The following is a 21,342-nucleotide window of genomic DNA, read 5'->3' as shown; positions in this document are numbered from 1 at the left end:
TTTCGATTGAGCGAAGTGTGACGTGGGGAACACGCCAGAATGGATGCCGCTATGGCGCAACAAAAAGATCGGCTGACCGAAACCTCGAATCGAGGGCCCATTGCCTGAGCCGACCAGGCCGCAACTCGATTCTGCAGCCAGCACATTCGCGTTGCTGAGCAATGCGGCCCGCCTGCATGTATTGTGGCTGGCCGCCCAGGACAGCCTCGACGTCACGGCGCTGGCCGAGCGCACCGGTCTCGGGGTGGCAACGATGAGCCAGCATCTGACCAAGTTGCGTCTGGCCGGCCTGATCAGCGCCCGCCGTGAGGGACGGCGCCACATCTACACGGTCGACGACCCGCACGTCCTGACATTGATCCAGCAGATCTTCGCCCACGTCGCGCCCGACGGCGGCCTCGCACCGGACCCGCCGCTGAATCGTTGAGCCGGCCGTGTTGGCCGATGCCGATCACCGTGACGGTTGATGGCTGCCGGGATGGGCTATTACATGGGCTACGCCCGCGCCGGCTGCACCGTCATTGCTACCGCCGCCGACCGGTCCGTGCCTGAAGCCATCCGCACCATCGCGCAACAGCCTGGGCGCCGAATTGTGCTGCGCGCGCGACGACAACGAGTCGATACCAACGTGGTGTCGAGCTTGGTGGACAGACCGGTGGTGCTAGTTACTCCTCGCGCATCGCGCCCGATCTGGAATACCCGCTGGGGTATACCCATTGTATAGAGCATGACTACACATGGCCACTACCACGATGTCCTCAACGACCTCAATCCACAGCACCGGGACTTGCGGCAGATGATCCCTGACGTGTACCGGGGATTCGGGGAGATGAGCAACGCCGCATTCGCTTCGGGCGCTATGGACAAGAAATACAAAGAGCTGATCGCGATGGTCATCGGCGTCGTCGCCGGATGTGATGGATGTATCGCATCGCATGCTCGCGGAGCGGCTCGCGCCGGCGCGTCCAAGCAGGAGGCCGCCGAAGCCATCGGCGTCAGCATTCTGATGCACGGTGGTCCCGCCACCATCTACGGTGCCCGTGCCTACACCGCATTCTGCGAATTCGCCGATGCCGCTGCTGGCGACGCGCAATAGGACCCCGATTGCGGCAACTCAGACCAGACACGCCGTCACTTACTTATCGTCGACGGAAGAGCACTACGGTATCCGTAAAGAATTTCACTGCAACCGATTTCGAATCCGCGATCAACGACAACGCAATCGTGCTCGAGGCTCGCGCTGGCGACGGCCTGGCCGAGCAGTAACCGGCCAGACGCCATGGGTCGTCTCGCCCCGGAAAAAGCAAGCGCGCCTCGTGAGGATCGGCCGCCGGTAGCGACCAGGTATTGGCCGATGTGTGTCTCGCGTGTGACCGCGTTGTCATGGTGATCGACGACGCTGATCAGCATGACGGTCCTGGCCGGAGTCGCCGCTCTGTTGATGGCAGCCGGGTTGGGCTATTACATGGGCCGGCGCCAGGCCGTGGCGCCGCCAACCTGGAAACAGCGAACGAGCCGCATTGCGCTGAGCAGGGCGGCGTTCGACCTTCTAGTGGCGTTGACGGCCCGCCGGGTTCGGCGCAGCCCGATGGCCACGCTCGCGGCGGCCCTCGTTGAGCGGGCGCGCACCTAGAGAACGGATCACATGGCTGCATTGCACGGCAAGGTCGCACTGGTGACCGGCGCTTCGTCGGGCCTCGGGGCTGAAACGGCCAGACTGTTCTCCCGCAAGGGCGCAACGGTTTTCGGTATCGGTCGTGACGCCGGACGGCTGGTCGAGGTGTTCTCCGACGTGGACGGTGGCGAGTACGCGTCGGTCGACGTCTCGTCGCCGCAAGCCTGCCGGGGCGCGGTCGAGCAGTGTGTCCGCGATTTCGGCGGGCTCGACGTCCTGGTCAACGTCGCGGGCCGACACCAGATGCGCCGAACCGAGTCGATGAGCGACGACGACTGGGCGCAAGACCTCGCAGTCAACCTGAGCGGGCCGTTCTCCCTGATCCGCGCCGCACTGCCGCATCTGCTGGCGCGCGGCGGCAACATCGTCAACGTCAGTTCGATCGCCGGCGTCGAAGGCCAGGCGTATTCGGCCGGCTATTGCGCGGCCAAGCACGGGCTCGTCGGCCTCACTCGCGCGCTGGCCGTCGAGTACACCGCCGATCGCCTACGGGTCAACGCGGTCTGCCCGGGCGGCATGCTCACCCCGCAGATCGAGCAGTTCAGCCCGCCGGACAACCCGAACTACGACCTGATTCTGCGCACGGCCTCCCCCCGGGGCATGATGCAGCCCGTCGACGTCGCGCAGGTGATCGCGTTTCTCGCCAGCGACGCCGCGGCCGCCGTGCACGGCGCCGTCTACCGCGTCGACAACGGCAAGGGCGCCGGATAGTGCCTGTGGTATCACTTTGGTATCATCTTGCATGATGGGAATGACTCTGCGGCCCAGCGACGAGCAGGCAGAAGCGTTGCGCCGGCAAGCCGCCGACGAGGGCCGGTCGATGCAAGCCGTCGCGTTGTCGGCCATCGATGAGTACATCGCCCGCCGCGCGCACACCGCCAAAGTCGCCGACGCCCTGCAGCGCGTGGTGCGTGAAGAGGCCCGGGTTCTGGAGCGCCTCAAGGACGCATGACCGAGTATCTGGATCTCGACGACCTGCTCGAGATCGCCCGCGCGGCGGCCGTCGGCGACGACGTCGCAGTCGGGGACTATGGCTTGCTGGAATCAGCTCTGGCGAGGCCGCGGGCGTCGGTGTTCGGGCAAGACGCGTACCCGGATCTGCACCGTAAGGCCGCTGCGTTGCTGCACTCCCTCGCCCGTAATCACGCCCTGATCGACGGAAACAAACGACTCGCCTGGACTGCCTGCAGGACGTTTCTGGCCATCAATGACCACTGGATCACCGGTCCGGAAGACGACCGGTTCAACCTCGTCATCCAGGTCGCAACCGGCGCGATGTCCGACCTCGACGGAATCGCCGGACAACTACGAACGTGGAGCCACCGGGAAGGCTGAGTCAGACGCGCACGTTGCGATAGGAACGACAACGTAGAGGGAGACGCGAGTGAAGGTTCGCTTCGGCATCAGCCTGGGCTTCAACTCACCACCCGGCGAGCTGGCCGGCGTCGTCGACCACTTGGAGAGCAGCGGGGTCGACTCGCTGTGGTTCTCCGAACTGGTCTACTCCCCCGCGATCGATCCGGTCGTCGGCATGGCGTACGCGCTCGCCCGCACCGAGCACCTCAAGGTCGGCACCTCGGTCGCCGTGCTGCCGGGCCGCCATCCGGTGCTGGTGGCCAAGCAGTTGGCATCGCTGGCCGCCGTCGCACCCAAGCGGGTGCTGCCGGTGTTCGGGCTGCGCTCGGCGATTCCGGCCGAGCGTGAGGTGTTCACGGTTCCCGACGGCGAGCGCGCGGCGGTGTTCGACGAGTCGCTGCGGGTGCTGCGTGCGGCGCTGGTCGACGAGTCGGCGAGCTACCACGGTCGCTACTTCACGGTGACCGCCGCGGCGGTGATGCCGAGACCCACTCCCCCGCTGGACATCTGGCTGGGCGGCTCGGCCCCGGCGGCGTTTCGGCGGATCGGTGCACTGGCCGACGGTTGGCTGGGCAGTTTTCTGACGCCCGCCGAGGCAGGCGCGGGCCGCGAGGCGATCGAGCGGGCGGCCGAGGAAGCCGGCCGGGCAATCGAACCCGATCACTTCGGCATCTCGTTGGCGGTCGGCGACGGCGACCTGCCCGACGAGTTGGCGGCGGCAGTTCGCAAACGTCGTCCAGACGTCGATCCCGCGGAGCTGATCGCCGCCGACTGGGGTCAGCTGCATCGCCAGCTCGACGGCTATCTGGAGGCCGGCTTGACGAAATTCGTTATCCGGCAAGCGGGTACAGCGCCGGTGGACAAGTTCATCGACCGGTTCGTCGCCGAGCTGAGCCATCGGCAGAACTAGAGCGTCTCGACCCACTGCAGGACGTCCGGCCGGACCGGATCGGTGATGTCGCGGAACTCGGGGTGCTTCTTGATGAACACGGCCACCGTCGGGCAGACCGCGACGACTCGCTTGCCATCGGCGCGGGTGGCCTCCAAGGCCTCGTGGATGAGGATGGTGGCCAGCCCGCGTCCGCCGAAGCGTTCGTCGACCTCGGTGTGATAGAAAACCCGCTGCTCACCCCTGTCGGCAACGGCGGCCAGGCCGACCGTCTCGCCGTCGACGGCGATGGTGTACTTACCGTCCTCGGCCGTGACGGTCGCTTCAGCGCCGGTTTTATCGGTACTCATTTGCGCCACTCCTCAACGCCGGTTTCACCGGCGTCATCGTCGTCGGCGGTAGCCATTTGCGCCACTCCTCAACGCCGGTTTCACCGGCGTCATCGTCGTCGGCGGTAGCCATAACTACTCATTTTCGCGGCGGCCGCAACACCTGCATAGCAACCCGCATCAGCGGAGCGGGAACCCGGTCCTTGGCGGCAAGTGCCGCGTCGGCCACCCGCCCGCGCAGCAGCGTGCCGCGGCCGAACACCCGGTTCAGCGGGCCACCGGACGGCTCGAGCTCGACGTGCAGCGGCGGAGCGCCTTCGTTGGCACCCAGCGCGCTGGCGATGACGATGCGCTGGATCTCGCTGGTACCTTCAAAGATGGTGTACAGCTTGGCATCTCGATACCACTTCTCCACAGGGTGGTCGTTGATGTAGCCCCAGCCGCCGAGCGTCTGAATGGCCCGCTCGGTGGCGCGCACCGCGACCTCGCTGGCGGCCATCTTCGACATCGAGCCTTCGCCGCGCTCGAACGCGATCCCCTGCGCGGCCATCCACGATGCCCGCCAGGTCAGCAGCCGGGCCGCGTCGATCTGAGTGGCGATCTCGGCGAGCGGGAACGCGATGCCCTGGTTGTCGATGATCGGCCCGCCGAACGCCTCGCGCTGGGTGGCATAGGTGGTGGCGTATTCCAACGCCGCGCGGGCGATGCCGATCGCCTGGGCGGCCACCATCGGGCGGGTCTGCTCGAAGGTGCCCAATGTGGCTGAGCCGGAACGCTTTCCCCCGGCGACTACTTCGCGGGCCTTCTCGAGTTTGTGCTCGAGCTTCTCCTGTCCGCCCAACAAGTTCTCCGCCGGAACCCGGACTCCGTTGAACTTGAGCTCGGCGGTGTGCGAGGCCCGGCAGCCGAGTTTGTCGAGCTTGCGCACCAGCTCCAGCCCTGGGGTGCCGCCCGGGACGATGAACAACGCCTGCCCGCGGTGCCCGAGCTCCTCGTCGACGACGGCGTTGACCACATGCACGTCGGCGATCCCGCCGTTTCCGATCCACATTTTGTGGCCGTCGATGACCCAGTCGCTGCCGTCGCGACGGGCCGTGGTCCGCAGGTTGCGGACGTCGCTGCCGCCCTCGGGCTCGGAGATGGCCAGCGCCGCGAGCTTGAGGTCACCCGGAGTCCCGAAGCATTGCGGCGCCCACTCCAGCATCTGCTCGGGAGACGCGGCCTGCCCGATCGCCGACAGCGCCAGCGCCGGCATCACGATGGCCAAACCGATTCCGGCGCAACCCCAGAACAGCTCTTCCATGAACATCGGCAGCGACAACCCGGTCGGATCGCCGATCAGATCGCGGTAGAACAGCGGGCTGTAGAAGCCGCGCTGGGCGGCCTCCTCGAGCACCGGCCACGGGAACTCTTGCTTCTGGTCGAAGTCCAGTGCCACCGGCCGGATCATCGACTCGGCGAACTCGTGGGCGCGCCGGGCAAGGTCGTGCTGTGCAGCCGTCGGCGTCAGGTCGAAAGTCACGCGGCCTCCCTTTCGGTTGACCTCGTTATTACCCGGTGTCGGGTGATTCAACCCACCGGCAAGAGTCAGGCGGCCGACCGCGGGCGTACGGGCAGGTGGAACACCGTGGCGGTCACGGGTGCGGCGTCGCCTTCGCGGCGCGCCAGCAAGGCGGCGTTGTCCGGCAGTTGCCGAGGGCTGATCTCCCCCGCGGCTATCCGGCGCAGCGTGTCATGGGCGGCGGCCAGTTGTTCGCGCTTGCGGTACTGCCCGCCGGGCAGCTTGATTCCCGCCCACACGCCGTATTCCTCGCGGTTCTCCACCGCGTACCGCGCGCACAGCCGCTGTTGCGCCAGCGGGCAACGTCGCAGGCACTGCAGCCGCGCCTCGGTGGCGGACTGCTCGTATGCACGTGCCTTGGCAGCGCCGTCGCCGCCGTCGTCGTCGGCGTAGCCGAACCACAATTCCGGGTTGACAGAGCACGGGTGCCCCATGGTGCGCCTCCTCAGATCAAAACGTATGCGGAATCGTATACAGACGACCGCCCGATTGGCAAGAGAAACGATACAAAAACATATATACGCAGTTGAACGGATACGGCTGTGTACTATCCGGATATGGCCGGAGCGCTGCGGTGAGCCGTGAATCGGCCGGCGCGGTGATCCGCGAATTGCGTGAGTCGCGCGACTGGTCCCTGGCGGACTTCGCCTCGGCGACCGGCGTCAGCGTCATGGGACTCAGCTACTTGGAGCGCGGAGCCCGCAAACCGCACAAAGGCACAGTTCAGAAGGTAGAAAACGGGCTCGGCCTGCCGCCCGGCACGTACTCGCGACTGGTGGTCGCCGCAGACGCCGCCGCCGAACTCGAGCGCCTGACCGCAGGCTCCGCACCCGAGCCGCCGCCACGGATTACCGGGCCGATCGTCGTAGACCGGCACACCGACACCCACATGTTCGAGGAGCACGCCGAGGTCCATCTCGACGCGCTGAACTCATTGATAGCCCGACTGCCTGCGGAGACATCAAACGAATATGAGACGTATATTCTTTCCGTGATCAGTCAGTGCGTGAAGGTCGAGATGCTGGCCGCCAACTCGTGGCGGGTGGCGATCAATGCGGACGAGGCGTCGGCAGCACGGCTGATGCGTCAGCTCGAAGCCCTGGAGGCAACGCGCGGCGCGCTGCTGGACCGCATGGCGACGAGCCTGAGCGCTCGCTTCAATCAGGCCTGCGCACAGTCGTCGCTACCCGAACCCGTGATCGCTGCCTTGCTCGGGGTGACCGTCGCGGAGATGTGGGACATCCGCAACACCGGCGTCATCCCGCCGGGAGCCCTCCCCCGCGTGCGGGCGTTCGCCGACCGCGTCGACCAGACCGATGGAGAACAACAGTGAGCGGAAGTGACGTGGCGGCGCTGAGCCGCGCCCACCAGCTGTTCGCCGGCAGCCCCGCAGACGTGGCGCTGGATGCGCCCCCGCCGCGATACGACGCGCTACTGCAGCGGTCCGCAGCACTCAATAGTGCTGGGGGACAGCAGCTTTATAAATCGATGGTCGACCGCAGCCGGGATGCTCTACACTCCGCGGCGGCGACCGATGGCACTATCACGGCCACCATCGCCGAGGCGCGGCGCGACCACGCCGTCGCGCACGCGCTGACGAAGAGCGTTCTCGACGAGGCCCGCGCCGACACGGCGATCGCGGACAATCCGATCGCGCAGCGCGAAGCGATCCGCCGCCGGGTCGCGCGATTGCACGCGCAGCAGGCGCACGTGCTGGCCGCCCGCCGCAAAGCCCGACGGCACCGCTCGCGGTGGCATCCGGTGAGCTATCGCATGTTCGGCCATGCGATGCCGGGCAGCCGCGCCGGCATCGCCGTGCGCGCCGCGTTGTCCCGGCTGGGCCGGCCCTACGTGTGGGGGGCCACCGGACCGGACCAGTTCGACTGTTCCGGGCTGACCCAGTGGTCGTACGCTCGCGCGGGAATTCATTTGGACCGCACCACATATCAGCAGATCTACGACGGTGTCCCGGTCCCACGGTCGCAGGTCCGACCCGGTGATCTGGTCTTTCCCAGCGCGGGGCATGTGCAGTTGGCCATCGGTCACAACCTCGTTGTCGAAGCGCCGCATTCCGGTGCGACGGTGCGGATCAGCCCGCTGGGTGCCGGCGTGCAGATCCGGCGCCCGCTGGGGTGACGGTGATGGTTGGCGAGCGCGAACCCGGTGAGTACGGTCAACCCATGACGGGGCAGGGCGGGTTGTCGATCGACGCGATAGGGGATCGGCAGACCGCGCTGTCCGCCCGTCACGCAGCGGCGGCCGACGCCGACCGCATCCTCACCGGGGCACTTGCCAGCGCGCACGCGGCGACCGTTGAGGGCGTCCGACGCCTGGACGCGATCGCCGCCGAGATCGACGGCGCGGTAAGCAATCAGGCGGCTTTGGGCATCGACACCGCGGTCGGTGCGCGCGAGTTCCAGAAGTTTCTGGTCGCCAAGCAACGCGAAATCTTGGCGGTGGTCGCGCAGGCCCACGAGCTCGACGCCGCGAAGAAGGCCGTGCTGGACGGGCTCGGCGAACACTACGGCGTAGCGGCCGACTGACACCCTCGGCTTGTACACACCCGTGAATTGTCGACCGCGCAGCGCCTCGCTACTGTCCCGATCATGTTCGGGCAGAACAGCGTTGGCGATGCCTGACGACGTCGTCGGCGACGGCCATCAGGAAGGCGACGCGGCCGACGCGATCAGGAATGCCGAAGTCGCTCTGGCACACCAGAACTCGACGACAGCTCAAGTCGACCTGCAAGTGGTCACGGCGGTGCTCAGCGCGCACCAGAAAGCTGCTGCCGGCAAGGACGCGTTGACCAGGCTGCAGCGCGACATCGAGGGCGCGGTGGTCACGCGGTCCGATCTGGACACCCCGGCCGGCGCGCGCGACTTCCAGCGCTTCCTGATCGGCAAGCTCAGGGACATCCGCGCCGTCGTCGCCGGCGCGAGCCTCGACGACACGTCGAATTCGGCGTTGATGGCCGCCTGGACGTCGCTGTACAACGCCGGTCAACCCGGCGACGGTGACGACGCGGGCAAGTCCCCGCCCGCAGCAGCCGGAGCGCAAACAGGTTCGGCTGCAACAGAACCCGAGCTGGAGCCGTATCTCGACGACGAGCCGCTGGCCGACGACGTGCCGACCCAAACCGCGCCTTCGGCGGCGCCCACTCCCGCGCAGACGCCGAGTCTGCCCGCGTTCGGCGGGGGAGGGCTTCCCGGCGGCGCGACGATGCCGGGGTTGGGGTCGCCCGGGGGCTTCGCGCTACCCGGGCCGTTGTCGGCCAGCGACGCGTCGCCCAAAGACGACGCACTACGCGAATCCGACGAACCCGAGGACCCGTCCGATGGGGACGGCCACGACGAGACCGAACCGGTGGCGCGACCCGCACACTCTGGCCCGACCACCGTGACGCTGCCCGACGGCGAGACGCTGACCGCAGCCAGCCCGCAGCTCGCGGCGGCGATCGAGGCGGCGGCGGCCGGGACGCCCATCGCGGAAGCCTTTCAGCACGAGGGGATCACGATCCCGCCGCCGGGAACGGCGGTCTCCGATCCGGTGGATCCCGCGCACCTCGCGCCCGGCGACATCGGGATGTTCACCGACCGGCACGCGCTGGCCCTCGGCGAAAGCAGGGCCCTGGTCAACGGCCAGATTCAGCACATCTCGACCGTGACCGGACCCGGGTTCCTAGGCTGGGAACACCCTCCGGTGCCGGTGAGCGCGCCGGACAAGACCGACCCACCGGCACCCACCAGGCCGGCCAGCGCCGACCGAACCGAACCAGCGTAGGAAACATCCGGCGCCCGCCGGCACAGGAACAAGGAGAAAGCGGATGGCAGACCGAATCCACGTGGTACCCGCCCACCTGCGTGAAGCCGCCGGCCACCACCAGGAGACGTCGGAGTATCTGCGGACCATGCCGTCGTCGCATCAGGCCATCCAGCAGAGCCTGGATTCGCTGGGCCCGATCTTCGGTGAGTTGCGCGAGGCGGGCCGCGCACTGCTGGAGCAGCGGCGACTCTGCTACGAGCAACAGGCCGACCACCACGCGGAGATCGCCGGCCACCTGACAAAATCGGCCGGCATGTGGGAGCAGCACGAGTCGGAGGCGGCCCAGCAGATCGAGCGGATCTCCGACGACGATCGATGACTGAGGCCGACCCCGCGTTCGACACCGTGCATCCGAGCGGGCACATCCTGGTCCGCTCCTGCCGCGGCGGCTACATGCACAGCGTCACGCTGAGCGAGGCCGCGATGGAGACCGATGTCGAAAGCCTGACCGAGGGAATCCTGTTGACCGCCGACGTCTCCTACCTCAAGGCGGTGATGGAAGTGCGCGGCGAGATCGTCGCGGCCGGCTACACCCCGTCAGCCGAGGTTCCCACCGCAGAGGATCTCGACGTGGCGATCGAAAGGCTTGTCGCGCACGAACTGCCGCGGCGAGACGACACGGAATAGCGGATCTAGCGGATCCAGGTCTGGACGGCGTCTCGATCGGGAGCGATGTCGGTGGGCGGCTCGACAGGGTTGGCGCCGAACAACTCTCGCGCCCGGTCCAGTAGCGCACGCACTTCATTCAGTTGCTGTTGCAGTCCCGAATCAGCCACCCGCTCACGGTACTCAGACGGCATAATTCGCACAATTCACCGCGCAGCGGGGCGGTCTTGCAGCAGAGTCGCGGCGCCGACGATGACGGTAGGCTTGGCCAGTGGCGATCTTCGGTCGGAATACGGCGCGTCAGCGCCTCCGAAGAGCTGCCCGAGAATCGCTGAAGATTCCTGCTTTCAGCTCTCCCGTCGACTGCACCCCTTGGGTGACCGGTGGTCTTTGGCCTGCGGAATTGTCGACGGTGACGGCGGATACCGCGCCGCTTGTCAAATATCTGAAAACGGATTTACAGCGAATCGTCAATTCGGCAAACGAAGAACTCAAGAGTATTCGGCGGGCCGGTTTGGACGATTCGACACGGCAGACCGAAGAAACGCGCGTCATCAGCGATGCGCGCGCATTCGCGGTCAGGCGGGTCGAATCGACAGTTCGTCATCTCCACAACGTGAAGACGAAATCGCCGGCGCAACCCGTGAACGGCGCCGCCGACGTCGAAAAGCCCCCCCAATTCACACTCGCTCCGCCCACACCGTCGCCCGAGACGTCCGCGGCGCCAGCGGAGTCCGAAGCCGTGCTGGAGTCCGACAGCTGGGAAACGGCCGCCCTGCAACCGGAATCCTTGCAGCCGGAATCCCTGCAGACGGAGGCATTTCAGGCGCCGAGCCCGTTCGACTCCGACGACACCGAGGTCCTTGAGGAGCTGGCGAACTTACTTCAGGAGATCTCGCCCACCACAGCCGCTCCGGTCGAGCCGGCGGCCAGGCCAGAACCACCAGAACCGCCCGCCCCGCCGCCGGTGTCGATGTTCGAACCCCCCATCCCGCAACCCGCTTCAGCGCACCCGGCGCCGCAGATGCCTGCGGAGTTGGAACACGAACGGCTGGAACGGCTGCTCAAATTCGTGGCCCGGCAGGAACCGGGATTGCGGTGGGCTGTCGGTCTTCGTGAGGACCGCACCACATTGCTGGTGACCGACCTCGCGCACGGCTGGATCCCGCCTGGAATCACGCTGCCCGCCGAAGTCCACCTGCTGGAGCCGGCCCGCCGGAAAGGCACCGCGAAGTCGCTGCTCGGCGAGACGACGCTGGCGGCGACCTACGCACCCGGCGACCCGCTGGGCTGGGCTGCCGACTACGAGGTCACCGACACCTCATCGCAGCCCCGCGAGCTCCCCGAGGTCGACGACCTGGGCTGGCTGTTGAGCGAGGCGACCCACTGGCGCGACGGGCTGCCGCGGCTGGTCAACACACTGGCGAAGGCGGGTGCTGCGGGAACGGGCATCGTCGATGCTGAACTCGACATTTTGCGGGTTTACCTGGACACGTCGCGATACCAACTGCTGGCGCAGTATCCCGATGTCGACGCCGGGCTACTGCTGAACTGCCTCCTGCTGGCGGCGACCGAAGGTATTGCCGCCCGGAACCGGCTGAACGCCAATTACCATTTCGCGTGGTTTCAGGTGCTCAACGCGCCGCTGGCGAGCGGGTGGAAGACCGGAGCGTGAAAGTCGGCGGTTCTCGACCATGCGGTCGATGAATTGACGTCGGTCGGCGGCGGTCGAGATACTGTCACGATGCCGGGGCCGGGCAGTCGTGCGCAGCTGAGCGATAAGGATCTCGTCGAATCCGTTCTGCGTGAACTCAGCGAGGCCGCCGACAAGTGGGAAGCTCTCGTCGGGCAGGCCGAGACGATCACCTACAGCGTCGATCTGGGCGATATTCACGCGGTGGCGAACTCCGACGGCCGCCTCCTCGAATTGGCGTTGCACCCGACCGTGATGGCCGGCTACACCCACGGCGAATTGGCCGACCGGCTGAACCTCGCGGTCGCCGCGTTGCGTGAGGAAGCCGAGGCCGAAAACCGGGCACGCTATGGCGGGACACTGCGGTGATGTCAGATCGACTGTCCCGCGACGTATTTGGGCAGCTGGCGGCTGCGCTTGAACCGCCGAAAGGATATCGGCCTTGCCACTGAATCTGTCCAACCGAGACCAGAACTCCGGGCACCTCTTCTACAACCGCAGGTTGAAGGCCGCAATCACCCGGTTCTCGGTGCGGATGAAGCATGACGACCGCAAGCAGCAAGCGGCAGTGGCACTGTCGATGGTGTTCGTCCTCATCGGGATCGGCTGGATGGCGTTGCTGCACATCATGAAACCGGCCGGTCTGGTGGGCCAGTCTTCGATCATCGGGAACCGGGACACCGGCGCGGTCTACGCGAAGATCAACGGACGGCTGCACCCCGCACTCAACCTCACCTCAGCGCGGTTGGCCGTCGGCAACGCCAGCGCGCCCACCTGGGTGAAGGCCTCCGAGATCGCCAAGTACCCGACCGGCCCGATGATCGGCATCCCCGGCGTGCCCGACAGTCTGCCGGTCACCCCGAATTCGGTCTCCGCGTGGGCAGTGTGCGACACCGCGCCCACCCGCGGTTCCGGCCTGCCACCACTGGTCACGTCGATCGCAGGAGAGCTCTCGACGGGTGGCCGCGCGGCACCGATGGAGCGCTCGCAAGCCATCCTGGTCACGCACAAGGGCGCGACGTACGTGATCTGGGGCGGTCAGCGGTCGCTGATCGACCCCAGCGATCGATCGGTCACCTTCAACCTGGGCCTCGATCCCGGCCTGACCTATCCGATCGAGATCTCCAACGCGCTGTTCGACGCCATGCCCTCGACCGAACCCCTTGTCGTCCCTGCGATTCCGGAGCTGGGCACGCCGTCACGGTGGCTACCTGGCGCGGTGGTCGGTACCGTGCTGCAGACGCAGGATGCCAACGGCACCGTCACCGGGTTCTATGCGCTGCTGCCCGACGGCGTGCAGAAGATCACCAGCTTCGTCGCCGATCTGCTGCGCACCGCGACGGCGCAGGGCTCCGCCACACCGACCCTCATCTCCCCGGACAAACTGATCCACATCCCGGTCGTCGACATTCTCAACGTCGGGTATTACCCGTCCGGAAAGCTGAATTTCATTGACACAGCCACTAATCCGGTGACCTGTGTGGCGTGGCAGAAGGAGTCCACCGATCCGCAGGCGTCGATTAGCGTGGTGAGCGGACGCGGTCTGCCGGTGCCGGTCAGCATGGACCCCCGGCTGGTCCGGCTGGTCCGCGACGATCGTCAGCCGGAGTCGGTCGAGGCCGACCAGGCTCTGGTGTTACCGGACGCCGCGAACTTCGTCGCCACGACCAGCGGCGTCGCCACATCGGACAGCCGGGAGAGCCTGTATTGGCTATCGCCACAAGGCGTTCGGTTCGGCGTGCAATGGGATCGCAAGACGCTGGAGCCGTTGGGGCTGGACGCCGGCAGCGCCGTCCAGGCGCCGTGGCCGATTGTGCGCACCTTCGCGGCCGGGCCGGCCATCAGCCACGACAGCGCCCTGCTGGCGCGCGACACCATCACCGGTGGCGGCGCCGTCGCGCCCGTCCCGGAAGCCAACCCACAGGCCGGAGGCTAGGCATGTCAAAGCGTGGATTCGTCAGGGGTGCGCGCAAGCCGGCGCCGCTGGTTCCGCCCGTGCGGGTGGCCGTCGCCCCGCCGTTGGCGCTACCGGAACGCGAGCCGCGCAACATCCTGTTGATGATCGCGCTGCCGGCGCTGCTGGTCGGCATCATCGGCACCTTGGTGGTGATGTACACGTCGGGAGTCCGGTCGCTGCAATCGGGATTCTTCCCGATGATGGGCCTGGCCGGGTTCGGTGCGTTGATGTTCAGCGGACGCTTCGGGCGGGGCCGCCGGATCTCCTGGGGCGAACAGGAAAAGCAGCGGCGCATCTATCTGCGCCAACTCGACGAGGATCGCGAGGAAGTGCAGCGCGCCGCCCAAGACCAACGGCGCAGTCAACTCTTCGTGCACGGCGACCCGCAGCACCTCGACACCATCATCGGCGGGCCGCGGATGTGGGAGCGCCGCGTCGACGACTCGGACTTCCTGGACATCCGCCTCGGCATCGGCGTGCAGCAAGCCAGCGACTCCGCGGTCTCGCTGCAGTGGCCGGAGGTCCCGATCGGTGAAGAGCTCGAACCCGTGACCGGTGGTGCGCTGCGCGATTTCATCCTGGAGCAGAGCAAGATTCGCGGCATCGGCAAGGTGTTGAGCCTGCGATCCAAGCCCGGCTTCAGCTTCATCGGGCCCGATCCGGCCGAGTTGCACAACCTAGCCCGGTCGATACTGTGCTCATTGGCCGTCTATCACAGCCCGAGTGATCTGAAGTTGATGGTGGTCACTCGTCACCCGGAGCTGTGGTCGTGGCTGGTGTGGCTGCCGCACAATCAGCACGACGAGATGTTCGACGCATGTGGCTTGCGCCGCTTGCTGTTTGCGTCGCCGACCGAACTCGAAGAGGCGCTCGACGCCGAACTGCACCGCAAGGGCCGCGGGCCGTGGACGCCGCCGGTCGGGACCAGCCCGACGTCGATGCCGTCGCCGATGGAATCCTCAGGCCTGCGCCTCGGCCCGCACTGGGTGATCATCGACGACAACATCGGCACGCCCGAGCAGTGGGAGGGCGTGACCGGGCAGAAGGGTATGGCCGGGATCACGGTGCTGCGGTTGGCCACCCGGCCCGGCGTCGGTGTCGGCTTCGCCGAGGAAGACCAGCGGTTCGAGCTGCGCGAAGGCCGCTTGTACCACCGGGATTCGTTCTACGCCGTCGCCGACATGCTCGCCGAGAGCACCGCCTACCGGTACGCCCGGGCGCTGGCCCGGTGGTCGCCGATGAGCGCGGGGGAGTTGTCCGAAACCGACAGTCAGGCAGGCGAACTGCTGCGGGCGCTGGGCATCAACGACCCGCGCCAGCTCGACGTCGACCGGCTCTGGGCCGAGAGTCGCGGCCGCGGCGACGCGAAATGGGCGATGGTGCCGGTCGGGGTGAAGCCCGGTGGCGAATTGCAGTACGTCATCTTCCGCGCGAAAGACTTCGGCGGCTTCGGCTTTCACTCTGTGGTCGTCGGGACGTCGGGCTCCGGCAAGTCGGAGTTCTTCCTGTCGCTGTGCAACGGCATTGCCCTGACCCACTCGCCCGAGACGTTCATCGTGATCTTCGTCGACATGAAGTTCGAGTCCGCCGCGCAGGACCTGGCGGGCCTGCCGCACGTCGCCGGATCGCTGTCCAACCTCGGCAAGGACGACCGGCATCTGGCCGAGCGGATGCGTAAGGCGATCAACGGCGAAATCCACCGACGTTACCGGCTTTTCAAAGAGGCCGGCGCCCGCGACGCCAACGAATACGAGGAAATGCGGCTGGCCGGCCGTGATCTCGAGCCGGTGCCAATCCTGCTGGTCATCATCGACGAATACCTCGAGCTGTTCCACCACCACCAAGAGTGGATCCAGCTGGTCATCCACATCGGTCAGGAAGGCCGCGGCTGTAACGTCTTCTTCACCCTCGGCGGCCAGCGCCTGGACCTGTCGTCGCTCAGTAAAGCCAAGAGCAACATCGCCTTCCGCGTCGCGCTGCGCGCCGAGACCGCCGAGGACTCTCGCGACGTGATCGGCAACGACGCCGCGTTGCACCTGCCGTCAAAGGAAAACGGCTACGCGTTGCTCAAAGTCGGGCCGCGTGACCTAGAGCCGTTCCGGTGCTTCTACCTGTCGGCGCCCTACGTACTGCCCAAGAAGGCCACCAACGTCAACCGGACGGTCGATGTGAGCTTCTCCCAGCCGCGTCCGCTCACCTGGGAGTACCAGCCACTGAGCTCGGAAGACACTGCGGCGCTTGCGGTTGCCGAGGAGCCCGAGGAGCCCGACGAATTCCTGTTCCATTCCGACGGCTTCCGCAAGAAGAAGCTGCTGGACGTCATCCGCGATTCGCTGGTGGCGCATCCGGCCCGGCTACCGCATCAAATCTGGCTTCCCCCACTGGAAGTCAGTGAACCGGTGGACGCACTGGTCAGTTACTGGAGGGGCAAGCCCTGGCACGTCGACTACGGGCAGAACCCGGGCCTGATCTTCCCGCTCGGCATCGTCGATGTGCCCGAAGATCACACGCAGCTCGTCGAGGTGATCGACGCCGAGATGGACAACGTGATCGTCGTGGCCACCGCGCAGCGCGGAAAGAGCACCACGCTGATGACGCTGATGACGTCGGCGGCATTGATGTACCGCCCGGAGCGGGTGACCTTCTTCTGCATCGGCGCGGCGCTGTACCCGATGGAAGAGCTCCCGCACGTCGCCGGTGTCGTCAGCCTGAACGACACCGAAGGCGTGTCGCGCACCATCGCCACCATCGAGGGACTGATTCGCGCACGGGAAGCGTCGTTCAAGCACTACCAAATCGACATCTCCGAATTCCGCGAGCGACGGTTCGGCGCAGCGGGTGGCGGCGGAACCGATCCGGAGGACAAGTTCGGTGACGTCTTCCTGATCATCGACAACTACGGGGACCTCTACGAGAAGGACTTCGCGATGGGTGATCGCGCGATCGCCATCGCCCGGCAGGGGCTGTCCTACGGCGTGCACGTCATGACCAGTGCCAACGGGTGGTTCGTCGGCCAGAAGCAGGGCTTGCTCAACGTGTCGAATGCGCGGATCCAGCTGCGGCTGAGCAATCCTGACGAGTCGCAGATGGGCAGTTCGATGGAGCGCCGCAAGGCCGCGCGCAACACGCTGGACCGCCCGGGTTTCGGCCTCAATCGCGACGGCCACGAGCTGTTGGTGGGAGTCCCGGAGATCACCGGCACCAAAGGTGAGCGGGTGACGGCGCGCGGAATCGGTGCGGTGATCGCTGAGGTCACCGGCGCGGACAAGGTCGAGACGCTGTCTCGGTTGCCCGAGCGGATTGCGTTGGCCGAGATCATCGAGGTGTTCGAACGCTCCGCGGACGCGGCCGATCAGCTCAACATCCCGTTCGCGATCGGGGAGAGCGGGCTGCAGCCGGTGGCGCTGCCCGCTCGGGTGCTGCCCAACATGATCGTGATGGGTCGCCAGCTCTGCGGCAAGACCACCACGCTGGCGGCGATCGGTCAGGCGATCACCCAGCGCTTCACCCCGGAGCAGGCGCAGATCACCGTGATCGACCCCAAAACCACGCTGATCGGAAAGATCCGAGGACCGCACGTGCGCGCCTACGCCTACACCGCGGACGACATCGACGCGGTGATCGCTGAGCTGGTGGCCGAGCTGCGCGACCGGCTCCCACCGTCGGGTCTGACGCAGGAGGAACTGCTGAACCTGAAATCGTGGGAGGGCCCGCGCCAGTTCATCCTGATCGACGACGAACACGAGTTGCGTCCGCACAACCAGGTGGTGAAGCCCGCCGCGACCGCGCCGTTGTGGCCACTCATCGAGCGCAGCCGGCAGATCGGTCTGCATGTGATCGCTGCGCGCCTGCCCGGCAACTGGGCCGGTCAGGTCGTGATGAATCCGTTCCTGCAGAAGATGAATGGGTCCCGATCACCGATCTTGTTCATGGACAACGATCCGGCGAATGTCAAAGTCTTCGCCAGGATCAGCTCGCAGCAACTCCCGCCGGGGCGTGGCCTGTTGGTCACAACCGAGGGCGATATCGAAGGAGTGCTGGTGGGAACCCCGGAATCGGCCGAATAGCCGTCGCTGTGGACGCGTGTACGCACGAAGGGAAAACCCCTTAGAGTGGGGTAACTCCGCGGGGCGATGCTGCGGATCAGAACATGGGGAGACAGCATGTCGATGCTCGATGTGTCGCCGGAAGCCGTCAACGTCTCGTCCTTGACGGAGTCGGTGGTCACCGGAGAAATGGCCGCGACGACGGCGGCGGGGTCTGCGGCGCTCACCGGCGTCGTGCCGATGGCGGCCTCCGCCGACGACGCGGCGTTCGCCTCGGCGATGGCCGGTGCGGGCGGCGCCTACCTCGGAACGGCCGGGGCGCACTTCGGTCAGCGGGCCTCATATGCCACCGGGCAGAGCTTGTCGTCAGTCAGCTACGTGCTCCAAGAGCTGATCAGCGCCGCCAAATTCTCGTTCTGACCTCAGATGCCACTTGACCCGCGATGGGTCGCTGCGCCGCCTGAGATCGTCGCGCTGATCTTCGAGGGTGGTCCCGGCCCAGGATCAATCGTCGCCTACGCAAGCGTCATGGCCACCGAAGCGGCCAGCCATCAGATGGGCATGGCGGTGTCCGCCGCCAACATCGCGACGACCAGCGCGTCGTGGTCGGGCCTCGCCGGCACCGCCAACGTCGCCAGGGGCACCGCGCTCAACATGGGCGGCCTGGAGCCGTTGGCCGCGCACTGCGCCAAACACGTGATGCTCGCCCAAGCCGCCGTCGACGCCTACACGATGGCCGCGCCGTCGGTGATCCCGTCGGTGGCCTGCAACGCGAACCGCGATCTGTGGGGCCTGCTCAACGCCACGAACTGGTTCGGCCAGAACTTCCCGGGAATCGCGTCGCAGGACCTGCAGTATTTCGGCGACTACTGGCCGCAGAATTCCAGCGTCGGCGTGCTGTACGCGACCACTCTCGGTTCGATCGCCGCCGCGGCCGCCGTGCCGCCGCCGGCCGCCGCCGTTGACGCGGCCCCCGCCGGACTCGGGTCTGCGGCCAGCTTGGTGTCGCAGACGGCGAGCACCGCCGGGCAGGACGCCGCGCAGGCCCCGACCGCGGCCCAGGCGATGGGATCCGCCGGCTCCACGCCCGCCGAGGCGGGCAGCCAGATGAGCTCGATGCTCAGCCAGGGGCCCCAGATGCTGATGGGCGCTGTTCAGCCGCTGACTCAGGCCACGCAGGCTCCGATGCAGATGGCGCAGAGCGGGATGCAGCCGATGACCCAGATGATGGGAATGTTCATGCAGGGCAACGCTCCGGTCGCCGCGGAAACCGCTGGACTGGGCGCCCTGGGTGCCCCGTTGGGCGGCGGCGGAGCGGCTGCCGGCGGTCTCGGCGCGGGCGGGGGGAGTATCGGCGGCTTGGGCTCCAGCACCGCGGGCCTGACCAGCTTCACCCAACCGGCCAGCACCTTCGAGCCGGAGAGCGGCGGACGGCCCACCGGCCGGGCCGGGGTGCTCAATGCGGCGGATCTGAAGAGCCCGACCGTACGCGGGACGGGCGGTTCGGCGATGCCGATGTCACCCGCGGGCATGTTGGGGCGTGGCGAGGGTGGTTCGGATAAAGACAAGGACGACGTCACGCACGCACGAATAATTGTCGATGGCGACAAATTGGATTCCCAACGGAGGGACATTTAATACACGTCGCGCAGAACACGAAAGCCATTGATGCGAATGGGACAATTGGGACAATTTCATATTGAGATCGACCCCGATAAACGTGAAGTGACAGCTACCGGATAACGCATAGACTCTCGCTAATGCCCCGCCCGGGGCGCCGACATGAAGGAGAAGAAGTAGATGGCCGATTCAGGAGGATCGTTCCCCCGGATCCCGCAAGATGTTGCGCTGCAGGTCAAGGCAAAGATCGAGGACCTGATGGAGCATGCGACCATCGCCGCCAATCAGGGTCTGGCGGCTGTCGAGGAAATCGTCGCGGCCGGCGCGCACAGCGGTACCGCCGCAGTGGTGTCGCAGCAGAAAGCGATCGAGATCAACACCGACCTCACCCGAATCATCCACGGCTGCACCGAGTTGTCCCACAAGCTGGGTATCTCCGTCGCGCAATTCGCTCAGCACGACCACGACGCGAGCAGCCAGCTCCAGGCGATCACGCCGTCCTGATCATCAGCCATCGACTCACCAGTCCTCGAGGGATAGGAAACCGAAATGTCGGACCCGAACACAATCACTTATCAGGCCGGGGCGATCGAGCACGCGACCGGCACACTCGCGTCGGCGTCGGCGTCACTGGAGCAGTGCAAAGCCGACCTGACGAACGTCAACGCGCTGCTGGCCAGCCACATGGGCGGTCAGTACCACGCGGCCTACCAGGAAGCGATGCTCCACATCGAGCAGCCGCTGCAGCATCTGGCCGAGGTCGTGGGTATGCACGGGCAGGTGTTGAACTCCATCACCGCCGACGCGATGGCACTGGACGCGTCGCTCGCGGCAGGCTGACCTTAAGGCAGGCTGGGGCGCACGCGAAAGGGTGCGCCCCAGCGGCTTTCACGAGGATTATTCGTGCTGACCACCACCGTTGACGGCCTGTGGGTTCTGCAGATACTCACCGGAATTGAGACGATCGCCCCGGAGTTGGGTCTGCGCTCCATTCGTCCCAGCGTCGAGACGCGGCACGCGGCGTTGGCCCACCCGATCGTCGCCGAGTTGCGCGACGCGGGCGTCATCGACGAGTCGGCCACCGTCGACCCCGCCGTCGTCGAATGGCTGACCGTGTTGTCCCGCCGCGACGTCGCGCTGTTGGTCAGCGTGCGAACGCCGGACAACCGCGACAAGCCGAGCGGGGCGTTGCTGGCACGCTTCGCCGAGTGGTGGGTCGTCATCGAGCGATCGGAGGATGTCGTCCGAATCGCCGGCGCCGGCACATCAACCGCGGAGGGCGCGGCGAACGCCATCATCCGCAGCCAGATCGAGCGGCTGTGTGGGGCCAACATCCCCGCCCGGTTACGACCGGTCACACTGGACGCCGACGCACTGCGGGAAAAAGCGACCAGCCGGGATGCCCTGGACGCGTTTCTGCTGACCCAGCGACTGGACAACGATCAAGTGCAGATCCTCAAGATCGCCGCGGACCCGGAACGGTCGGCTCAGGCGGGGATCGTGGCGCTGCAGTCCGGCCAGGCGCTGGCCGGGGCGACGCGGACCCACGTCGAACAGAGCGCGGTGACCATCATCGACACCCCCGAGGGCCGACTCGTCGCCGAGCACGAGCACTCCGGTGGCAAACGGTGGATGATTCTCGCGCCGGGTACCGCGAGCAACATCGCCACCGCGGTGAACCGGATGATGCGGCGACTTCCCGCTAATGAGGAATGGTTTTCCTACCGAAAGGTTGTGTAAGTGAGGGATACGGCGCGCGTGTTAGCATCGGCCTCGTGACAAATCCGT

Annotated in this window: 27 protein-coding genes; 22 read left to right on the top strand and 5 right to left on the bottom strand. The window is 66.6% G+C overall.

All coding sequences use genetic code 11. The features are described 5' to 3' along the window. Positions 1 to 100: 100 nt before the first annotated feature. The 7 genes from G6N27_RS15730 (at position 101) to G6N27_RS15700 (ending at position 3,941) form a co-directional block, all read left to right on the top strand. Positions 101 to 427, top strand: a complete 327-nt coding sequence (locus G6N27_RS15730) for an ArsR/SmtB family transcription factor (protein ID WP_232064599.1) — start codon at positions 101 to 103, stop codon at positions 425 to 427. A gap of 300 nt (positions 428 to 727) precedes the next feature. Further along, complete coding sequence (locus tag G6N27_RS15725) at positions 728 to 1,096, top strand: carboxymuconolactone decarboxylase family protein (protein ID WP_163777333.1); 369 nt, start codon at positions 728 to 730, stop codon at positions 1,094 to 1,096. A 312-nt stretch (positions 1,097 to 1,408) separates the two neighbouring features. Continuing rightward, positions 1,409 to 1,633, top strand: a complete 225-nt coding sequence (locus G6N27_RS15720) for a hypothetical protein (protein ID WP_163777331.1) — start codon at positions 1,409 to 1,411, stop codon at positions 1,631 to 1,633. Between the two features lie 12 nt (positions 1,634 to 1,645). Next, positions 1,646 to 2,386, top strand: a complete 741-nt coding sequence (locus G6N27_RS15715) for an SDR family NAD(P)-dependent oxidoreductase (RefSeq protein WP_163777329.1) — start codon at positions 1,646 to 1,648, stop codon at positions 2,384 to 2,386. A gap of 34 nt (positions 2,387 to 2,420) precedes the next feature. Then, on the top strand, positions 2,421 to 2,627 hold the full coding sequence (locus G6N27_RS15710) for a CopG family transcriptional regulator (RefSeq protein WP_163777327.1): 207 nt from the start codon (positions 2,421 to 2,423) through the stop codon (positions 2,625 to 2,627). Next, the gene (locus G6N27_RS15705) at positions 2,624 to 3,010 is read left to right on the top strand and encodes a type II toxin-antitoxin system death-on-curing family toxin (protein WP_163777325.1); all 387 of its coding nucleotides are present in this window, start codon (positions 2,624 to 2,626) and stop codon (positions 3,008 to 3,010) included. The genes G6N27_RS15710 and G6N27_RS15705 overlap by 4 nt, the downstream gene beginning before the upstream one ends. A 49-nt stretch (positions 3,011 to 3,059) precedes the next feature. After that, positions 3,060 to 3,941 carry a TIGR03854 family LLM class F420-dependent oxidoreductase gene (locus tag G6N27_RS15700; RefSeq protein ID WP_163777323.1) on the top strand — a complete coding sequence of 294 codons (882 nt, stop codon included), beginning with the start codon at positions 3,060 to 3,062 and terminating at the stop codon, positions 3,939 to 3,941. On the opposite strand, the gene G6N27_RS15695 is transcribed toward G6N27_RS15700, so the two are convergent. The 4 genes from G6N27_RS15695 to G6N27_RS15685 form a co-directional block, all read right to left on the bottom strand. Continuing rightward, positions 3,938 to 4,270 (bottom strand): GNAT family N-acetyltransferase, encoded by a 333-nt coding sequence (locus tag G6N27_RS15695; RefSeq protein WP_163777321.1) that lies wholly within the window; start codon positions 4,268 to 4,270, stop codon positions 3,938 to 3,940. The two genes, G6N27_RS15700 and G6N27_RS15695, sit on opposite strands and share 4 nt — an antisense overlap. Further along, positions 4,257 to 4,382: a hypothetical protein gene (locus tag G6N27_RS25535; protein WP_269474212.1), complete on the bottom strand. Its 126-nt coding sequence runs from the start codon at positions 4,380 to 4,382 to the stop codon at positions 4,257 to 4,259. The genes G6N27_RS15695 and G6N27_RS25535 overlap by 14 nt, the downstream gene beginning before the upstream one ends. 6 nt (positions 4,383 to 4,388) lie before the next feature. Next, positions 4,389 to 5,771, bottom strand: a complete 1,383-nt coding sequence (locus G6N27_RS15690) for an acyl-CoA dehydrogenase family protein (protein ID WP_163777319.1) — start codon at positions 5,769 to 5,771, stop codon at positions 4,389 to 4,391. Between the two features lie 65 nt (positions 5,772 to 5,836). Beyond that, positions 5,837 to 6,244 carry a WhiB family transcriptional regulator gene (locus G6N27_RS15685; protein ID WP_163777317.1) on the bottom strand — a complete coding sequence of 136 codons (408 nt, stop codon included), beginning with the start codon at positions 6,242 to 6,244 and terminating at the stop codon, positions 5,837 to 5,839. A 140-nt stretch (positions 6,245 to 6,384) separates the two neighbouring features. Between G6N27_RS15685 and G6N27_RS15680 the strand changes: the two genes are divergently transcribed. From G6N27_RS15680 to G6N27_RS15655, 6 genes are all read left to right on the top strand, one after another. Next, complete coding sequence (locus G6N27_RS15680; RefSeq protein WP_163777315.1) at positions 6,385 to 7,143, top strand: helix-turn-helix domain-containing protein; 759 nt, start codon at positions 6,385 to 6,387, stop codon at positions 7,141 to 7,143. Then, positions 7,140 to 7,946, top strand: a complete 807-nt coding sequence (locus G6N27_RS15675) for a C40 family peptidase (RefSeq protein WP_163777313.1) — start codon at positions 7,140 to 7,142, stop codon at positions 7,944 to 7,946. The genes G6N27_RS15680 and G6N27_RS15675 overlap by 4 nt, the downstream gene beginning before the upstream one ends. 44 nt (positions 7,947 to 7,990) lie before the next feature. After that, positions 7,991 to 8,353: a DUF4226 domain-containing protein gene (locus G6N27_RS15670; protein WP_163777311.1), complete on the top strand. Its 363-nt coding sequence runs from the start codon at positions 7,991 to 7,993 to the stop codon at positions 8,351 to 8,353. A gap of 88 nt (positions 8,354 to 8,441) precedes the next feature. Beyond that, a complete protein-coding gene (locus G6N27_RS15665) occupies positions 8,442 to 9,590 on the top strand; it encodes a DUF4226 domain-containing protein (RefSeq protein WP_163777309.1) in 1,149 nt (382 codons plus the stop codon). Positions 9,591 to 9,633: 43 nt separating this feature from the next. Then, positions 9,634 to 9,951: an ESX-1 secretion-associated protein gene (locus G6N27_RS15660; protein ID WP_163777307.1), complete on the top strand. Its 318-nt coding sequence runs from the start codon at positions 9,634 to 9,636 to the stop codon at positions 9,949 to 9,951. Continuing rightward, positions 9,948 to 10,259, top strand: a complete 312-nt coding sequence (locus G6N27_RS15655; RefSeq protein WP_163777304.1) for a DUF2694 family protein — start codon at positions 9,948 to 9,950, stop codon at positions 10,257 to 10,259. The genes G6N27_RS15660 and G6N27_RS15655 overlap by 4 nt, the downstream gene beginning before the upstream one ends. 5 nt (positions 10,260 to 10,264) lie before the next feature. Here G6N27_RS15655 and G6N27_RS25090 read toward each other — a convergent pair whose 3' ends face one another. Further along, entirely contained in the window at positions 10,265 to 10,408 is a 144-nt protein-coding gene (locus G6N27_RS25090) for a hypothetical protein (RefSeq protein WP_170308174.1), read from the bottom strand. A gap of 446 nt (positions 10,409 to 10,854) precedes the next feature. On the opposite strand from G6N27_RS25090, the gene G6N27_RS15650 reads away from it, so the two are divergent. The 9 genes from G6N27_RS15650 (at position 10,855) to G6N27_RS15610 (ending at position 21,294) form a co-directional block, all read left to right on the top strand. Then, positions 10,855 to 11,913: a DUF5632 domain-containing protein gene (locus tag G6N27_RS15650; RefSeq protein ID WP_372513071.1), complete on the top strand. Its 1,059-nt coding sequence runs from the start codon at positions 10,855 to 10,857 to the stop codon at positions 11,911 to 11,913. Positions 11,914 to 11,982: 69 nt separating this feature from the next. Beyond that, complete coding sequence (locus G6N27_RS15645; protein ID WP_163777300.1) at positions 11,983 to 12,300, top strand: DUF2710 family protein; 318 nt, start codon at positions 11,983 to 11,985, stop codon at positions 12,298 to 12,300. Positions 12,301 to 12,373: 73 nt separating this feature from the next. Then, the gene (gene eccB, locus G6N27_RS15640; RefSeq protein WP_163777299.1) at positions 12,374 to 13,867 is read left to right on the top strand and encodes a type VII secretion protein EccB; all 1,494 of its coding nucleotides are present in this window, start codon (positions 12,374 to 12,376) and stop codon (positions 13,865 to 13,867) included. A gap of 2 nt (positions 13,868 to 13,869) precedes the next feature. After that, positions 13,870 to 17,955, top strand: coding sequence for a type VII secretion protein EccCa (eccCa, locus tag G6N27_RS15635; protein ID WP_163777297.1), 4,086 nt, complete (start codon positions 13,870 to 13,872; stop codon positions 17,953 to 17,955). 96 nt (positions 17,956 to 18,051) lie between these two features. After that, positions 18,052 to 18,354 (top strand): hypothetical protein, encoded by a 303-nt coding sequence (locus G6N27_RS15630; RefSeq protein ID WP_163777294.1) that lies wholly within the window; start codon positions 18,052 to 18,054, stop codon positions 18,352 to 18,354. Between the two features lie 6 nt (positions 18,355 to 18,360). Then, positions 18,361 to 19,572 (top strand): PPE domain-containing protein, encoded by a 1,212-nt coding sequence (locus tag G6N27_RS15625; RefSeq protein WP_163777292.1) that lies wholly within the window; start codon positions 18,361 to 18,363, stop codon positions 19,570 to 19,572. A gap of 162 nt (positions 19,573 to 19,734) precedes the next feature. After that, entirely contained in the window at positions 19,735 to 20,058 is a 324-nt protein-coding gene (locus G6N27_RS15620) for a hypothetical protein (protein WP_163777290.1), read from the top strand. 45 nt (positions 20,059 to 20,103) lie between these two features. Further along, the gene (locus G6N27_RS15615) at positions 20,104 to 20,394 is read left to right on the top strand and encodes a hypothetical protein (protein ID WP_163777288.1); all 291 of its coding nucleotides are present in this window, start codon (positions 20,104 to 20,106) and stop codon (positions 20,392 to 20,394) included. 63 nt (positions 20,395 to 20,457) lie between these two features. Next, positions 20,458 to 21,294 carry an ESX secretion-associated protein EspG gene (locus G6N27_RS15610; RefSeq protein ID WP_163777285.1) on the top strand — a complete coding sequence of 279 codons (837 nt, stop codon included), beginning with the start codon at positions 20,458 to 20,460 and terminating at the stop codon, positions 21,292 to 21,294. Positions 21,295 to 21,342 lie beyond the last annotated feature (48 nt).

Origin of the sequence: Mycobacterium cookii, assembly GCF_010727945.1 — a bacterium.
Lineage (GTDB): Bacteria > Actinomycetota > Actinomycetes > Mycobacteriales > Mycobacteriaceae > Mycobacterium > Mycobacterium cookii.
The sequence above is the reverse complement of the archived record's forward strand: the minus strand, read 5'-3'. Positions and strand labels throughout refer to the sequence as shown.

What these genes read in the sequence shown, in the direction of transcription:
- G6N27_RS15685 (WP_163777317.1), bottom strand. Translation starts at nt 6,244, where the DNA reads ATGGGGCACCCGTGCTCTGTCAACCCGGAATTGTGGTTCGGCTACGCC.
- G6N27_RS15630 (WP_163777294.1), top strand. Translation starts at nt 18,052, where the DNA reads ATGTCGATGCTCGATGTGTCGCCGGAAGCCGTCAACGTCTCGTCCTTG.
- G6N27_RS15615 (WP_163777288.1), top strand. Translation starts at nt 20,104, where the DNA reads ATGTCGGACCCGAACACAATCACTTATCAGGCCGGGGCGATCGAGCAC.
- G6N27_RS15645 (WP_163777300.1), top strand. Translation starts at nt 11,983, where the DNA reads ATGCCGGGGCCGGGCAGTCGTGCGCAGCTGAGCGATAAGGATCTCGTC.
- G6N27_RS15715 (WP_163777329.1), top strand. Translation starts at nt 1,646, where the DNA reads ATGGCTGCATTGCACGGCAAGGTCGCACTGGTGACCGGCGCTTCGTCG.
- G6N27_RS15660 (WP_163777307.1), top strand. Translation starts at nt 9,634, where the DNA reads ATGGCAGACCGAATCCACGTGGTACCCGCCCACCTGCGTGAAGCCGCC.
- G6N27_RS15670 (WP_163777311.1), top strand. Translation starts at nt 7,991, where the DNA reads ATGACGGGGCAGGGCGGGTTGTCGATCGACGCGATAGGGGATCGGCAG.
- G6N27_RS25535 (WP_269474212.1), bottom strand. Translation starts at nt 4,382, where the DNA reads ATGGCTACCGCCGACGACGATGACGCCGGTGAAACCGGCGTTGAGGAG.
- G6N27_RS15625 (WP_163777292.1), top strand. Translation starts at nt 18,361, where the DNA reads ATGCCACTTGACCCGCGATGGGTCGCTGCGCCGCCTGAGATCGTCGCG.
- G6N27_RS15695 (WP_163777321.1), bottom strand. Translation starts at nt 4,270, where the DNA reads ATGAGTACCGATAAAACCGGCGCTGAAGCGACCGTCACGGCCGAGGAC.
- G6N27_RS15725 (WP_163777333.1), top strand. Translation starts at nt 728, where the DNA reads ATGACTACACATGGCCACTACCACGATGTCCTCAACGACCTCAATCCA.
- G6N27_RS15665 (WP_163777309.1), top strand. Translation starts at nt 8,442, where the DNA reads ATGCCTGACGACGTCGTCGGCGACGGCCATCAGGAAGGCGACGCGGCC.
- eccCa (WP_163777297.1), top strand. Translation starts at nt 13,870, where the DNA reads ATGTCAAAGCGTGGATTCGTCAGGGGTGCGCGCAAGCCGGCGCCGCTG.
- G6N27_RS15710 (WP_163777327.1), top strand. Translation starts at nt 2,421, where the DNA reads ATGGGAATGACTCTGCGGCCCAGCGACGAGCAGGCAGAAGCGTTGCGC.
- G6N27_RS15705 (WP_163777325.1), top strand. Translation starts at nt 2,624, where the DNA reads ATGACCGAGTATCTGGATCTCGACGACCTGCTCGAGATCGCCCGCGCG.
- G6N27_RS15620 (WP_163777290.1), top strand. Translation starts at nt 19,735, where the DNA reads ATGGCCGATTCAGGAGGATCGTTCCCCCGGATCCCGCAAGATGTTGCG.
- G6N27_RS15655 (WP_163777304.1), top strand. Translation starts at nt 9,948, where the DNA reads ATGACTGAGGCCGACCCCGCGTTCGACACCGTGCATCCGAGCGGGCAC.
- G6N27_RS15720 (WP_163777331.1), top strand. Translation starts at nt 1,409, where the DNA reads ATGACGGTCCTGGCCGGAGTCGCCGCTCTGTTGATGGCAGCCGGGTTG.